At 71.7% G+C, this 13,778-nt stretch carries 14 protein-coding genes; 2 read left to right on the top strand and 12 right to left on the bottom strand.

Annotated features, from left to right (window positions below):
• Positions 1-21: 21 nt before the first annotated feature.
• Positions 22-1,023 (bottom strand): Bug family tripartite tricarboxylate transporter substrate binding protein, encoded by a 1,002-nt coding sequence (locus DFH01_RS11725; RefSeq protein ID WP_109870600.1) that lies wholly within the window; start codon positions 1,021-1,023, stop codon positions 22-24.
• Between the two features lie 79 nt (positions 1,024-1,102).
• A complete protein-coding gene (locus tag DFH01_RS11720) occupies positions 1,103-2,278 on the bottom strand; it encodes a diaminopropionate ammonia-lyase (RefSeq protein ID WP_109870599.1) in 1,176 nt (391 codons plus the stop codon).
• A gap of 195 nt (positions 2,279-2,473) precedes the next feature.
• Here DFH01_RS11720 and DFH01_RS11715 point away from each other — a divergent pair, with 195 nt between their 5' ends.
• The gene (locus DFH01_RS11715; protein ID WP_199231207.1) at positions 2,474-3,016 is read left to right on the top strand and encodes a PEP-CTERM sorting domain-containing protein; all 543 of its coding nucleotides are present in this window, start codon (positions 2,474-2,476) and stop codon (positions 3,014-3,016) included.
• A 20-nt stretch (positions 3,017-3,036) separates the two neighbouring features.
• Here DFH01_RS11715 and DFH01_RS11710 read toward each other — a convergent pair whose 3' ends face one another.
• Genes DFH01_RS11710 through DFH01_RS11685 form a run of 6 tightly spaced genes read right to left on the bottom strand, consistent with a single transcriptional unit; the run spans position 3,037 to position 8,396 of the window.
• Positions 3,037-3,468 (bottom strand): acyl-CoA thioesterase, encoded by a 432-nt coding sequence (locus tag DFH01_RS11710; RefSeq protein WP_109870598.1) that lies wholly within the window; start codon positions 3,466-3,468, stop codon positions 3,037-3,039.
• On the bottom strand, positions 3,465-3,881 hold the full coding sequence (locus DFH01_RS11705; RefSeq protein ID WP_109870597.1) for an acyl-CoA thioesterase: 417 nt from the start codon (positions 3,879-3,881) through the stop codon (positions 3,465-3,467). Before DFH01_RS11705 ends, DFH01_RS11710 begins: the two co-directional genes overlap by 4 nt.
• 4 nt (positions 3,882-3,885) lie before the next feature.
• Positions 3,886-5,058 (bottom strand): M20 family metallopeptidase, encoded by a 1,173-nt coding sequence (locus DFH01_RS11700; protein WP_332903276.1) that lies wholly within the window; start codon positions 5,056-5,058, stop codon positions 3,886-3,888.
• Between the two features lie 6 nt (positions 5,059-5,064).
• A complete protein-coding gene (locus DFH01_RS11695) occupies positions 5,065-6,039 on the bottom strand; it encodes a tripartite tricarboxylate transporter substrate binding protein (RefSeq protein ID WP_109870596.1) in 975 nt (324 codons plus the stop codon).
• Between the two features lie 28 nt (positions 6,040-6,067).
• Positions 6,068-6,952 carry a fumarylacetoacetate hydrolase family protein gene (locus tag DFH01_RS11690; RefSeq protein WP_109870595.1) on the bottom strand — a complete coding sequence of 295 codons (885 nt, stop codon included), beginning with the start codon at positions 6,950-6,952 and terminating at the stop codon, positions 6,068-6,070.
• Positions 6,953-6,962: 10 nt separating this feature from the next.
• Positions 6,963-8,396 (bottom strand): amidase, encoded by a 1,434-nt coding sequence (locus DFH01_RS11685; protein WP_109870594.1) that lies wholly within the window; start codon positions 8,394-8,396, stop codon positions 6,963-6,965.
• A 65-nt stretch (positions 8,397-8,461) separates the two neighbouring features.
• On the opposite strand from DFH01_RS11685, the gene DFH01_RS11680 reads away from it, so the two are divergent.
• Positions 8,462-9,358 carry a polysaccharide deacetylase family protein gene (locus DFH01_RS11680; protein ID WP_109870593.1) on the top strand — a complete coding sequence of 299 codons (897 nt, stop codon included), beginning with the start codon at positions 8,462-8,464 and terminating at the stop codon, positions 9,356-9,358.
• A gap of 51 nt (positions 9,359-9,409) precedes the next feature.
• On the opposite strand, the gene DFH01_RS11675 is transcribed toward DFH01_RS11680, so the two are convergent.
• The 4 genes from DFH01_RS11675 to DFH01_RS11660 form a co-directional block, all read right to left on the bottom strand.
• Positions 9,410-10,387, bottom strand: a complete 978-nt coding sequence (locus DFH01_RS11675) for a Bug family tripartite tricarboxylate transporter substrate binding protein (protein ID WP_109870592.1) — start codon at positions 10,385-10,387, stop codon at positions 9,410-9,412.
• A 114-nt stretch (positions 10,388-10,501) separates the two neighbouring features.
• Positions 10,502-11,152 carry a GOLPH3/VPS74 family protein gene (locus DFH01_RS11670; RefSeq protein WP_109870591.1) on the bottom strand — a complete coding sequence of 217 codons (651 nt, stop codon included), beginning with the start codon at positions 11,150-11,152 and terminating at the stop codon, positions 10,502-10,504.
• 7 nt (positions 11,153-11,159) lie between these two features.
• Positions 11,160-12,743: a gamma-glutamyltransferase gene (locus DFH01_RS11665; protein WP_109870590.1), complete on the bottom strand. Its 1,584-nt coding sequence runs from the start codon at positions 12,741-12,743 to the stop codon at positions 11,160-11,162.
• A gap of 67 nt (positions 12,744-12,810) precedes the next feature.
• Positions 12,811-13,545 (bottom strand): GntR family transcriptional regulator, encoded by a 735-nt coding sequence (locus DFH01_RS11660; protein ID WP_146217041.1) that lies wholly within the window; start codon positions 13,543-13,545, stop codon positions 12,811-12,813.
• Between the last annotated feature and the right edge of the window lie 233 nt (positions 13,546-13,778).

Genomic DNA, 13,778 nt, shown 5'->3' with positions numbered 1-13,778 from the left:
CCCCTCGCCCGGCCGAGGTCGTCAGTTCGCGCGGATGCCGGCGGCGCGGACCACGGGCTCGAGCGTGTCCATCTCGCTCTTCAGATAGGCCGCGGCATCGGCCGGGCTGCCATTGCCCACCACCTGCATCGCCAGCCCCTTCAGGCGTTCCTGCACGTTCGGCAGCTGCACGGCGGCGTTCACCGAGCGGTTGATCGCCTCGACCACCGGCTGCGGCGTGCCGGCGCGGACCATCACCATGTGCCAGGTATAGGCCTCGTAGCCGGGGACGCCCTGCTCGATGAAGGTCGGGATCTCCGGCGCCAACGAGGAACGCTCCTTCGTGCTGATCGCCAGCGCGCGCAGCTCGCCCGAGCGCGCATAGGGCAGCGCAGAGGCGGCGATGTCGAAGATCATCGGGATGCGCCCGGCCAGGATCTCCGGGATCGCGGCGGAGGAGCCGCGGAACGGGATGTGGTTGGCCTTCAGCCCGCCCGCCTTGTGCAGGAAAAGCTCGGTCGCGAGATGCACCGCGCCGCCATTGCCCGAGGAGGCGTAGTCGTATTTGCCCGGATTGTCGCGCAGCAGCTTCACCAGCTCCTGCACGTTGCGCGCCGGGAAGTCCTTGTTCACCAGCAGGATCACCGGCACCTGGCCGACCAGCGAGACCGGGGTGAAGTCGGCGACCGGATCGAAGGGCAGGCGCGCGAACATCGGGCGCAGCACGGCATGCGCGACCGTGGTGTAGAGCATCATGGAGCCGTCCTGCGGCCCCTTCGAGACCATGTCGGTCCCGATCACCACGCCGGAGCCGGTGCGGTTCTCCACCACGATGCGCTGCGGCAGCGCCTTCGACATCTCCTCCGCGATCATGCGGGCGGGCACGTCGGTGGGGCCGCCGGCGGCGAAGGGCACGACCATGCGGACGGGCTGGCTCGGCCAGGTGCCCTGCGCGGCGGCGGGACGGAGCCCGAGGGCGGGCAGCGCGAGGCTGCCGGCGCCGAGCGCCAGCGCATGGCGGCGGGAAACGAACAGCTTTGTCATTGACGAGGCTCCCTGGTCCGGCCCTCTGCGGGCCGTTCGCTGCAAAGGCGGCACCGATTGGGGAAGCCGGGGCGGCCTGTCAACCTTCGCCGGCTTTGTTGCCGACAAGGCGGTCATAGGTTTCCGGATCTGTCGCACCCTCGGTGCCGAAGAGCAGCACGCGGCTTCCGGCATCGAGGCCCAGCATGGCGCGGGAGAGCGGGTCCCGTGCCGCCAGCAGCAGCGCCGCCAGGCCGGCGACCGCGCTTTCGCCCGCAACCACCTTCGGTCGGCGGCGCGCCAGCAGCCGCATGCAGTCCACCGCGCTTTCGTCCGGCACCGCCATGAAGGCGAAGGCGCCGCGCTCCAGCTCCTGCCAGGCGAGCAGGCTGGGCTCGCCGCAGGCGAGGCCGGCCATCAGCGTATCGAGCTCGCCCTCCACGCTGGTCGGCTCGCCGGCCTCGGCCGAGGCGAGCAGGCAGGCGGCCTTCTCCGGCTCCACCGCCACCACCTTCACGTCGCCGCCATAGCGCGCGCGCATCTGCACCGAGACCGCCGCCGCGACGCCGCCGACGCCGCCCGGGACGAAGGCGTGGGTGGGCGGCGCCGCGAGCTGGTCCGCGGCCTCATCGGCCATCAGGCGATAACCCTGCATCACGTCGCGCGGCACCTCGGTGTAGCCGGGCCAGGAGGTGTCGGAGACGACGAACCAGGCCTCGCGCTCGGCCTCGTGGGCGCAGGCGCGCACGGCGTGGTCGTAGTTGCCGGGCACCACGCGGATCTCGGCGCCGTATTTCGCGATGGCGTCGCGGCGGCCCTGGCTGACGCCCTCATGGACGAAGATCACGCAGCGGCAGCCGAAGCGCTGCGCGCCCCAGGCGACGGAGCGGCCATGGTTGCCGTCGGTCGCGCAGGTCACGGTGATGTCCCGCGCGGCGTCGCGATGCGCGCCCTGTTCCAGCTCTGCGGTCGTCGCATTGTTGGCGACGCCGCGGCGCGCGAGCTCGGCGATCAGCAGGCGCGCGACGGCATAGGCGCCGCCGAGCGCCTTGAAGGAGCCGAGGCCGAAGCGCCCGCCCTCGTCCTTGTAGTGGACGGCGGCGACGCGCGCGGCCTTCGCCACCTCCTCCAGGGGGACGAGTGGCGTGGGGGCGTAGCCGGGCCAGGATTCGATCTCGGCGCGCGCGCGACGGAACTGGCCGTCCGGCAGAACGACCACGCCGGGCGTGCCGTGGCGGCGATTGAGGATGAGGCGATAGGGACGGTCGGGGATCATGGCGCGGAGAGTGGCGCGGGCCGCGCGCGACGGGAAGCGCGGCGGCCACGCCTGGCGCAGGACGGAACGACCGTCGCAAGTCGAGGCGGGTCGCAGGCTGCGGCAGAGACGGCCGGGAGCACCGCAACCCGTAGTTGACATAAGCTTGGCCGAGCACGAAAATATCACCAAAGATACGGAAAAGGCAATGATCTGATGATGACGCGATTGCTGGCAGGCTGCGCCACCGCTGCGGTGCTGGCCTTGGCGAGCCACGGCCCGGCCCAGGCCGCGGTCTTCAACTTCCGCTTCGACAACACCCCTGACGGCACCGTCACCGCTCCGATTATCGGCACGGGCACCTTCAGCTTCGATGGCGCCGCCAGCGCCGGCACCGTCGCGCTGACGAGCCTGACCAACTACAGCTTCAGCTTCAATGTCGGCGGCAACAGCTTCGGGAACGCCAATCTCGCCACGCCGGCCGCCAACATACAGGTTCTGTTCACTACCGTCACAGGCGGCCTGTCCGTCACCTTCGGCGGCTCCGGCGGCGGGCCCTTCGGCGGATCGGTGGACTTCACGAACCCGAGCGCGTTGTCGTTCCAACCCAGCTTCGGCTCGCTCTATTTCAGCGGAACATCATCCTTCGGAACCTTTGAAGGCTTGGAGCGCACCGATACCACCGTGCCGGAGCCGATGAGCCTCGCCCTGTTCGGGCTCGGCCTGGCAGGCCTCGTCGCGGCGCGGCGCCGCGCCTGACCGGGCGCGCGGCGGGGGCCCTAGCCCTCCGCCGCGCCCTCGCCCAGCAGCTTGTCCCGCAATTCCGCCCAGATCGGCACCTTCTCGCCCGTGTCCTGGCGCGTGATGACGCAGACCGCGCGGGCCGTGCAGCACGCCTCGCCGTCCTTCAGCAGCGCGTATTCGTGCACGAAGGAGGTGCGGCGGAAGCCGGCGACGCGGCACGCCAGCATGACCTCGTCGTTGAAGCCGACGGCGCGCAGGTAGCGCGCCTCGATCTGCGCCACGACCGGCCCCGCGAATTCGGGCGAGACCGGGCGGCCGCTCAGCGCCTGCCAGTGGTCCACGCGCAGATCCTCGAACAGCGTGAGGTAGGCGGCGTGGTTGACGTGGCCGTAGAGGTCGCATTCCGCCCAGCGGATGCGATGCGGGCGCAGGATGGTCCAGGGCTGGGCGGACGCCTCGGGGCTCATGGGCCGGAAACCTTGCCGGAGGGCACCGGGCGCGGGCGGCGCGCGGCGTCGATGGCGACGAAGGTGAAGACCGCCTCCGTCACCAGGTTGGCGGAATCGTCCGCGCGTTCCCGCCGCCAGGCCTCGATCTCGATCTTCATGGAACTGCGCCCCACCGCGACGATGCGGCCATAGATCGAGACCTCGTCGCCCACCAGCACGGGCGAGTGGAACACGATGGCGTCCACCGCGACGGTCGCCACGCGCCCGCGCGCACGCCGGCCCGCGGCGTTGCCGGCGGCGAGGTCCATCAGCCCCATCAGCCAGCCGCCGAAGATGTCGCCATTCGGATTGGCGTCGGCGGGCATGGCGATGGTGCGCAGCAGCGGCGCCTCGTCGGGCGGGGCCGCGGGGCGGGGCTTGCGCTCCGTCATCCGCTCAGACCCCCGCCGCGTCCAGCCGCAGGATCGCGCGGGCCAGCGCCTGCGCGCGCGGCACCAGGCTGTCGAGCTCCAGGTATTCCTCCGGGCTGTGCGCCTTGCCGCCGACCGGCCCGACGGCGCAGAGCGTCGGCGCGCCCATCGCCGCGGTGAAGCCGGAATCGGCGCAGCCGCCGGAGAAGTTGGGCGGCGGATCGAAGCCGGCTTCCTGCGCGGCGCCGCGATAAAGGTCAAAGACGCGCGCCGAGGCGGCATCCTGCTTCAGCGGCAGGAATTCGCCGCGAATGGTTAGCTTCGCGCGCGTTCCGGGCACGTAGGATTTCGCGATGATCGCCTCGATCTTCGCCATCACCTCGTCGCGGTCCGCAGGCTCGACATAGCGCAGGTCGATCTGGCCCTGCGCCCAGGGGGCGACGGTGTTCACGCTCTGCCCGCCCTGCACCAGGCCGACATTCAGCGTGATGCCGCGCGCGAGGTCGGTTAGCGCATGGATCGCGGTGATCTTCGCGGCGAGCTCGCCGATCGCGCTGATGCCCTGCTCGAAATTGCCCCCCGAGTGCGCCGCCTTGCCTTCGATGTCGAAGATCATGAAGACGCCGCCCTTGCGGCCGGTGACGACGCCCTTGTCCGGCCGGCCGGGCTCGGAGTTGAACACCACGCGCGCCCCGCGCGCCTCAGCCTCGATCACCGGGCGGCCTTCGGGGGAGCCAATCTCCTCGTCGCCGGTGAAGAGACCCACCACCGGGCCCGGCGCGCCGCCGAATTTCTTGAAAGCGGCCATGACGAACATGTTCATCACGAGGCCCGCCTTCATGTCGGCGACGCCCGGGCCATAGGCGCGGTCGCCTTCGATGGTGAAGGGGCGGCGCGTCGGCTCGCCCTTGGGGAAGACGGTGTCGCGATGGCCCATGAGGACGATGTTGCGGCGCTGGTTCCCCGCCGCGCCGCCACCTTCGGCGTCCACCGTCGCCCGCAGGCAGTCGCCGTAGCGTTCCTGCCGGACGGTCTGCACCGGGATGCCGTGCGCCGCCATGAAGCGCGCGACCTGCGCGCCGACGGCATCAACGCCCGCCTTGTCGTAGCTGCCGCCGTCGGTGTCCACCATCTCGCGCAGCGCCTCGATCATTGCGCCGCGCTGCGCTGCGAGCCACTCCAGGATCTGCCGTTCCACCCTGCCCTACTCCACCTTGCCGATGCGCTGCACCGCGCGCAGCAGACGCGCGCTATCCTCCTCGAAGAAGCGCTGGAATTCCGGCGCGTCGAGATAAGCCACCGGCGCGCCGGCGGCGGTGAAGGCCTGCACCAGCTGCGGGTCGCGCACCGCCTGGCCCATCGCCGTGCGCAGCGTCTGGATCACCGGCGCGGGCGTGGCGGCCGGGGCGAAGAGGCCGGCCCAGATGTAGAACTCGACGTTGGAGAATCCCTTCTCCATGAAGGTCGGCACATCCGGGAAGGCCGGCACGCGCTCCTTCCCCCAGCAGGCGAGCACACGGATGCGGCCGTCGCGCGCATGCTGCGTCAGAGTGCCGGGCGCCGAGGCCATCGCCTTGGTCTGCCCGGACAGGAGCGCCGTGATCGCCGGGCCCGCGCCGCCGAACGGCACGTGCAACAGGCGGATGCCGGCGGCATTGGCGAACATCTCCATCGCGACATGCAGCGTGCCGTAATTGCCGGAGGAGCCGTACGGAATGCCGCCCGGATCGGCCTTTGCCGCCGCGATGAACTCCTCCAGCGTGCGCCACGGCGCGGAGGCGGGCACGGCGAGCATCGTGGGGTCGGCGTTGACCAGCGCGATGGGCGCGAACTGGTCTACCGTGTAGGGCGGCGTGCGGCCGAACAGCTTCTCGGCCTCCGGGATCACCGCGAGCGAGGACAGCGCCATCAGCAGCGTGTAGCCATCCGGGGCGCTGCGCGCGACATGGGTGTTGCCGATCGCGCCCGCGGCGCCGCCGCGGTTCTGCACCACCACGGGCTGACGCAGGATGCGCTCGAGCGCCGCGGCGGTCGGGCGCGCGGCGAGGTCGGCCTGGCCGCCGGGCGGGAAGGCCACGACCATCGTCACGGCGCGCGTGGGGTAGTCGGTCTGCGCCTGCGCGGCGGCACCGGCGAAGGGCAGCGCGGCCGTGGCGGTGAGCAGGGTGCGGCGATGCATGGCGTTTCTTCTCCCTGTTGGATGATCGTCAGGCGACGGCGTTCTCGAGCACGCCGATGCCGGTCACCTCGATCCGGATGACGTCGCCCTTCTTCAGGAACACCGGCGGGTTGTAGCCGATGCCGACGCCGGCGGGCGTGCCCGTGGCGATCACGTCGCCGGGCTCCAGCGTGATGGCGGCGCTGATCGCCTCGATCAGGGTCGGGATGTCGAAGATCAGGTCGGCGACCGGCGCCTTCTGGCGCTGCTCGCCATTCACCCAGGTGGTGAGCACGAGCTTCGTCGGGTCCGGCACCTCGTCGGCGGTGAGGATCGCGGGGCCCATCGGGCAGAAGGTGTCGAGGCCCTTGCCGAGGATCCACTGGCTGTGGCGCTTCTGCAGGTGCCGCGCCGTCACGTCGTTGACGATGGTGTAGCCGAACACGTGCTTCAGCGCGTCCGCCTTCGCGATGCCGCGGCCTCCGTGGCCGATGACCACGCCGAGTTCGCCCTCGTAGTCGAGGCCGCCGGTCGGATCGAGGTCACCGTTGATCGGCTCGCCCGTCGCGATAATCGCGGTGTGCGGCTTCGAGAAAACCACCGGATAGGGCGGCACCACGTCCTTGGCGCCGCCGTCGAAGCCGGAGCCGGCGAATTCCTTCGCATGCTCGTGATAGTTCTTGCCGACGCAGAACACGTTCTTCGGCGTGCGCGGGATGGGGGCGCAGAGCTTCGCACCCTCCACCTTCGGCGCCTTGGCCATCGCGGCGCGCAGCTTCTCGAGCATCGCGGGCTCTGCGCCGGCGATGTCGAGCATCGTCTCGCCGCGCAGCGCCGGCTCCACCGCGCCGAGGTCGAGCACCGCGCCCGCCGCATCGAGCGCACCGATCTCGTACTGAACCCGTCCCGCCCGCTTGAACGTCACCAGCCGCATGCTTCGTTCCTCAATGGATGTCCGTCCTGCCGCGCATCTGCACGGTTTCCGCCGGCTCCGCCAGGGGCAGGCTGGCCGCGCGCTCGATCGCCCGGGCGGCACGCAGCGCCAGGTCGTCCCGATAGAGCGCGGCCGCCACCTGCACCGCGCGCGGCATGCCGGCCTCGTCCAGGCCGATCGGCACGCTGATCGCCGGCTGGCGGGTGAGATTGAAGGCGAAGGTCCAGGGCGCCCAGTCGCGCCACAGCGCCTCCATGGGCTTCACGGTCGGCGCATCGGCGTCGAAGGCGGCGGTCGGGGTCGCTGCGGTCAGCACCAGGTCGTAGCGCTGATGGAATCGCGCCATCCGGTGGGCGCATTCGATGCGCAGCATGTCGGCGGCCAGGAAGTCCGGCGCGTGCATCGTCTCGTTCTTCTCGCGCACCTCGGCGAGGCCGGCATCCAGCAGGTGGCGCTTGTCCTCGGGCGTCTGGTCCCAGATGCGCGCCAGCGCCACGCCCCAGACGCGGGAGAAGATGGCGCGGGTGTCGGGCAGGTCGGGATCGGCCTCCTCCACGATGGCGCCGGCTTCCTCCAGCAGCTTCGCCGCGACCTGCAGCGCGGCCGCACCCTCTGCGTCGAGCGGCGGCTCGAAGCCGAGGCGGCGGACGAGGGCGACGCGCAGCCCGGCGACGCCCTGCTCGATGCCGTCGCGCCAGTCGCGCCGATCGTCGGGCAGGCTGACCGGATCGCGCAAATCGTGGCGCGCCATCGCCGAGAACATCAGCGCCGCATCGCGCACGCCGCGCGTCATCGGACCCGCGACCGCGACGGCCGAGAAGGCGCCATGCGGCCATTGCGGAATGCGGCCATAGCTCGGCTTCATGCCGACCAGGCCGCAATAGGCGGCCGGGATCCGGATGGAGCCGCCGGCATCGGTGCCGATATGCAGCGGCCCGAAGCACGCGGCGCCGGCGGCCCCCGCCCCGCTGGAACTGCCACCGGGCGTGCGCTGCGGGTCCCAGGGGTTGCGGGTGATGCCGTGCAGCGGGCAGTCGCCCGGCGACTTCCAGCCAAACTCGGTGGTGGTGGTCTTGCCGATGATGACGGCGCCCTCGGCCTTCAGGCCTACGACGGCCGGCGCGTCCTCGGCCGCCGGCGTCGCATCAGTGGTGCGGCTGCCGCGGCGCGTCGGGAAGCCCGCCAGGTTCAGCAGGTCCTTCACCGTGCAGGGCACGCCGTCCAGCAGGCCGAGCGGCCGCCCTGCCATCCAGCGCGCCTCGCTCTCGCCCGCCGCGCGCAGCGCATGCGGGTTCATGGCGGCGAAGGCGTTCACCCAGGGGTTGTAGCGCGCGATCCGTTCGGTGACGGCGCGCAACGCTTCCACCGGCGAAAGGGCGCGGCGGGCGTAGAGGTCCAGAAGCTGCTCGGCGCTCATCAGCGCCGGATCGGTCGGCTTGGTCATCGGGGGCTTCCGGCTTCGGCCACGGGGCGGCAGCATGGCGTCCCCTCCACGGCAGGAAAACCCCGATGACCCAACTCCCGGAAAACCCTTGGGAATGGTCCGAGCCGCAATGGCGCGAGATCGTCGGCCGCGCGCGGGCGGGCCGCTCGCTGGCGCCGAAATCCTGGCCGGGCGGGGCGCGCTGCGCCGTCAGCCTCTCCTTCGACGCGGACCATGAGACGATCCCGCTGCGCGATTCGGATCAGAGCCCGATGCGCATCAGCCAGGGGCAGTATGGCAACCGCCAGGGCGTGCCGCGCATCCGCGCGCTGCTGCGCAAGCACGGCGTGAAGGCGAGCTTCTTCTACCCCGCCGTCTCCGCCCTGCTGCACCCGCGCGAGGTGAAGGAAGTGGCCGATGAGGGCCATGAGATCGGCATCCATTCCTGGATCCACGAGGCGAACACGAAGCTGCCGCCCGGCGTCGAGCGCGACCTGACGCTGCGCGCCGCCGATGTGCTGGAGAAGGTCAGCGGCCGTCGCCCCGTCGGCATGCGCACGGCGAGCTGGGATTTCTCGGTGGACACCCTGCCGATCATCCGCGAGCTGGGTCTGCTCTACGATTCATCGCTGATGGGCGACGACGACCCTTATGAGCTGGAGGAGCAGGGCGAGCCGACCGGCATCGTGGAGTTGCCGCCGGAATGGATCCGCGACGACGCGCCCTATTTCAACTTCGTCCGCTTCTCCGCGCTGCGGCCCTACACGCCGCCCTCCGGCGTGGAAGAGATCTTCCGCGCGGAGTTCGACGGCGCGCTGGCGGAAGGCGGGCTGTTCCTGCTGACCATGCACCCGCATGTCATCGGCCATCGCAGCCGCATCTCGATGCTGGATCGTCTGGTGGAATACATGAAGGCGCAGCCCGGCGTGTGGTTCGGCACCCATGAGGAGGTGGCGCGCTGGTGCAAGGAACAGGCGGGGTAGCGCCGCCGCGAGCAGTCGCGGTGGCTTGCGCCACCGCGACCGGGCTGGGTCTCAGCCGACGACGATGTTGAACTGCCGCGCCACCGCGGTCCATTCGCCGATCTCGTCGCGCATCAGCTTGACGAAATCCGCTCCGGTCGGGGACGGGTTGCGCGGCAGGGTCTGCAGGTCGGTCAGCCGCGCCATGATGTCGGGCCGCGCGATGATGGTCGGCATCAGCGCCGTCAGCCGCTCCGCGATCGGCGCGGGCAGGCCCTTGGGCGCCGAGAGGCCGAGCCATTGCGCCGAGGTCAGCTTGCCGTAGCCCAGTTCCGCGAAGGTCGGGATGTTCGGGAAGGCCGGCAGGCGCTGCGGCGTGGAGACCGCGAGCGCGCGCAGGCTGCCGTCGCGCAGTTGCTGCACGTTGGTGGTGATCGGGTCGATCATCGACTCGATGTTGTTCGCCAGCAGGTCCTGCATGGCCGGCGCGCTGCCGGCATAGGGCACGTGGTCGAGATTGGGCGCCCGCGCCTCGGAGGAGAGCATCGCGCCCAGAAGATGCGGCGCGGAGCCGATGCCGGAGGAGCCGAAGCGCACCGGGCGCGTGCGCGCAGCGGCGACATACTGCTCGAGCGTCTGGAAGGGCGAGTTGGCGCGCACCAGGATGATGTTCGGCGCCTCGACCAGATGGGTCATGTGGGTGAAGTCGTTGATCGGGTCGAAGGGCAGCGTCGGCCGCGTGGCGGTGGCGAAGACATGCACCGACGCATGGCTGACCAGCAGCGAATAGCCGTCCGGGGCCTGCTTGGCCGCGAAGTCCGTACCGATGACGCCGCCGGCGCCAGCCCGGTTCTCGACCACGACGGTGACGCCAAGCGCCTGGGACATGTGCGGCGCCATGAGCCGCGCGACGGTGTCCACCAGCCCGCCGGGCGGGAACTGGGCGATCAGCCGGATCGTCCGGTTCGGCCAGGCGGCCTGGGCATTGGCCAGCGACGGCGCGGCGAGGGCGCCGGCGGCGAGGCCGAAGATGTGGCGGCGGTTCAGCATGGATGCACTCCGGGAGGTCAGGCGGACCCTGCGCTGCACATTTCCCGGGCATGACAGCCGGGTCACGGGCAGGCCGACGGCCGCATCCACGCTTTCAGCAATTGCCGTGCCGCGTCAGCCGGACGGGCTGCGCGCCGCCCGCACCTCCGCCACCGCGGTGCCGAGCGAGCGGTTCAGGCTCTCGATCCGGGTGACGACGTTCAGCCAGTCCTGGATGCGCGGCAGTTCCTCGGCCGAGAACAGCAGCGGCAGCAGCCCGGCCGCGCGCGCCAGGCCGAGCAGCAGCGCGTCGCGCGGCTCCGGGATCTCCTCGGCCAGCAGCAGGCGGCGGAGCCGGGCGCGGGCATCCTCCGCCGCCTCTCGGCCCGCGGCCTTGGGATAGCGCCGGTCCGGGAAGACCCAGAGCACCCGCCCCTCCTGCCGGTGCAGCACGCCGGCCTCGACCAGCCGGGCGAGCAGCGCCTCGCGCGCCGCCGGCGCGCCGCGCGCCAGCAGCATGATGGCGCCGCGCGCATCGCCGGGCGCGTCCGGCGTGTCGAGCTCGGCCAGCACGCGGTCGGCCACCGCGTCCCAGGTGGGGGTGTTGTCCGCCACCCAGATCCTGTCGCGATCGGTGTCCACGCGCCCGGCCAGCGCAAGATCCATCAGCAGCGCGCCGGCCAGCGCGAGGTCCGGCGCCATCCCGCTGCGCCCCACCGGCCGGCCGGTGTCGTCGTCCAGCGAGAGCAGGACGATCTCCTCGGCCAGGGAGGCGGCGGCGCGCACCGGCGCCCTACTGCGCGAGCGCGGCGGACCAGGGCGACATCGCGTCGCTGATGCCGGTGCGCTGACCGTCCGGCCCGATGGCGATCAGGTTCGGGCAGGCATAGTTCACCGGCAGCACCGCATGCTCCACCGCGCCGACCGGCCCGGCCGCATCGCCCAGCGCGGCCAGCGTCTCCGCGGGCAGGCGGGGATCGGCCGTCACGCCCTCCGGGCCCGAGACATCGATGCGTGGCTGATGCGCCGCCGCCTCCGGGTCCATGCCGAAGCCGGCGACGAAGGAGAGCATCTGGAACACCGAGGCCAGGATGCGCCGCCCACCCGAGGCGCCGAGCGCGATCGCCGGCCGCCCCGCTGCATCCGTCGCGATCACCGGCGACATGTTCGTCAGCGGCCGCTTGCCGGGCGCCATTGCGTTCGGCGTGCCCGGGCGCGGGTCGAACCACATGACGCCGTTGTTCATCAGCACGCCCGAGCGCGGCAGCACCACGCGGCTGCCCATGGAGGAGAGCAGCGTCGTGGTCATGGACACCATCATCCCGTCCGCGTCGCAGACCGTCAGATGCGTGGTGCAGCTGTCGGCCCCCTTCGGCTCCGCATCGCCGAGGCCGGCAAGGCGCTCGGCATAGGCGGCCTGCATGGCGCGCGCGAAGGCGAGGTGCCAGGCGGCGGAGGGCGCGGAGCCCGACCAGTCGGCCCCCTCCATCAACGCCATGACTCGCCGGAAGGTCGGCGCGGCCGTCAACCCGTTCGAAAGATGCAGCGTGCGGCCGCGCCAGGGCGCCGAGACGGCAGGCAGGAAGCGCGCCCGGCAGCCGGCCAGGTCCTGCGCCGTCAGCAGCGCGCCCGCCTCCCGGCAATCGGCCACGATCGCCTGCGCGACCTCGCCTTCGTAGAAGTCACGGAAGCCGCCGCGGGACAATTGCTCCAGCGTGTCGGCCAGCGCGCCGAGGCGGAAGAAGCCCGGCGCGCCCTGATAGGGCGGCACGGGCGGCAGACCGTTCGGCAGGTAGATGCGCGCCGACTCCGGATAGAGCCGCAGCACCGCGGCGGCGTTCGCGACCTTCAGCGTGGTGAACCAGTCCTGCGCAAGGCCGCGCCGGGCGAGCGCGATGGCGGGCGCCAGCACATCCGCGACAGGCAGCCGCCCATGCTCGGCATGCAGCGCGGCGTAGCCCGCGACCGCGGAGGGGATCACGAAGGAGAGCGGCCCGTGGATGTTGCGGTCGCCCTCCACCTCCGGCCAGGTGAACAGGTCGGCCTTCGTCCGACCCGTCAGCGGGAAGGCCGAGGGGTCGAGCCCGGCCGGTGCGACGGGGCCGAAATCCAGGGTGCGGGCCGGCTGCTCCGGCGCGGCGACCTGCGCGAAGCCGATGCCGCCGAGGCCGGAGTTCCAGGGCTCCATCGCCGCGAGCGCGAAGGCCGTGGCCGTGGCCGCGTCGGCGGCGTTGCCGCCGGCCTCGAGCACCGCAATGCCGGCCAGCGCCGCGTCGCGCGACTGGCTGACCACCATGCCGCGACGGCCGCGGGCGGCAGGCTTGGTGACCTGCCAGTGCTGGGTCAGGTGGGGCGGCGGATCGTAGCGGAGCGACATGCGGGGTTCCTTTCGGCGCGGGAGGATCGCCCCCGCCCGGCGGCCCTGCAAGCCGGCTCCGCCGGCTTCAGCGCCGCTTGCGCCGCCGCGCCTCGATCGCGGCCTCGAAGTCGAAGGATTCGTGCCAGGCTATGTGGCTTTCGAGCGAAGCCACCGCGCCCACCGCATCGCCCTCGACCAGGCGGTCGAGCAGGGCATGATGCTCCGCCACGATGGTCGCGGACTCGCGGACGCCCTGGCCGAGCCCCCAGACGACGCAGAGCTGCCGGGCGAGACCCATCCACAGCGCATGCAGCGCGGCATTGCCGGAAAGGCGGCAGAGCTCGCCATGGAAGGCGACGTCGGCGGCGACGACGGCGGCCGGGTCGGCGTGCGACAGGGCCCGTTCATGCATGTCGGCGGCGCGGCGCGCGAGGTCGAGGCCGTCGCGGCCGAGCTCCGCTGCGATGATCTCCCGCAGCGCCAGGGCTTCCAGCGCGGCGCGCACCCGAGAGAGCTCCGCGACGCCGCGGCTCGTGACCTGCATCAGGCGCATGCCCTTGTAGGGCGTGCTGGCGACGATGCCCTGGCTCTCGAGCAGGCGCAGCGCCTCCCGCACCGGGACGCGGCTGATGCCGAGGTCGCGGGCGATCTCGGCCTCGACGAGACGGTCGCCCGGCAGGAAGGCGCCGCGGGCCGCGGCGGCCACGACGGCTTCGGCCGCCTGCTCGACCATGGTGCGCGGCTGCACCGGCGCCAGACGGCGGGTCGGCCCGTCATCTGCTGGCGGCGCATCGCGCGCGGTGAGGGTCAGAGGACTCACGATCGCGAGGGTTCCCGAGAATTTGATTAGTCTACTTTCTATCTCTCCGTCCACGAAGTCCAGTCATGCCGGGTGTGGACTTGTTTCTCCTTGTGTCACCCGATCGCCACATACGGTGAGTTACTTTCTCGAACCACCCGCAAAGGTTGCAGGCCGCCGCGGCGTCGCGGTCGTGGCCCGCAGCGCGCCGATTGTCCCGCCTCCCCCCTTGCCTCTGCCTGCGAATGCCCGCA

Source organism: Falsiroseomonas bella, from assembly GCF_003173615.1.
Classification (GTDB): domain Bacteria; phylum Pseudomonadota; class Alphaproteobacteria; order Acetobacterales; family Acetobacteraceae; genus Falsiroseomonas; species Falsiroseomonas bella.
This window is presented reverse-complemented; position numbering and strand designations above follow the sequence as displayed.

Coding starts and splice junctions, on each gene's coding strand:
- DFH01_RS11715 (WP_199231207.1), top strand. CDS start 2,474: ATGATGACGCGATTGCTGGCAGGCTGCGCCACCGCTGCGGTGCTGGCC.
- DFH01_RS11725 (WP_109870600.1), bottom strand. CDS start 1,023: ATGACAAAGCTGTTCGTTTCCCGCCGCCATGCGCTGGCGCTCGGCGCC.
- DFH01_RS11680 (WP_109870593.1), top strand. CDS start 8,462: ATGACCCAACTCCCGGAAAACCCTTGGGAATGGTCCGAGCCGCAATGG.
- DFH01_RS11665 (WP_109870590.1), bottom strand. CDS start 12,743: ATGTCGCTCCGCTACGATCCGCCGCCCCACCTGACCCAGCACTGGCAG.
- DFH01_RS11675 (WP_109870592.1), bottom strand. CDS start 10,387: ATGCTGAACCGCCGCCACATCTTCGGCCTCGCCGCCGGCGCCCTCGCC.
- DFH01_RS11705 (WP_109870597.1), bottom strand. CDS start 3,881: ATGACGGAGCGCAAGCCCCGCCCCGCGGCCCCGCCCGACGAGGCGCCG.
- DFH01_RS11695 (WP_109870596.1), bottom strand. CDS start 6,039: ATGCATCGCCGCACCCTGCTCACCGCCACGGCCGCGCTGCCCTTCGCC.
- DFH01_RS11690 (WP_109870595.1), bottom strand. CDS start 6,952: ATGCGGCTGGTGACGTTCAAGCGGGCGGGACGGGTTCAGTACGAGATC.
- DFH01_RS11710 (WP_109870598.1), bottom strand. CDS start 3,468: ATGAGCCCCGAGGCGTCCGCCCAGCCCTGGACCATCCTGCGCCCGCAT.
- DFH01_RS11685 (WP_109870594.1), bottom strand. CDS start 8,396: ATGACCAAGCCGACCGATCCGGCGCTGATGAGCGCCGAGCAGCTTCTG.
- DFH01_RS11720 (WP_109870599.1), bottom strand. CDS start 2,278: ATGATCCCCGACCGTCCCTATCGCCTCATCCTCAATCGCCGCCACGGC.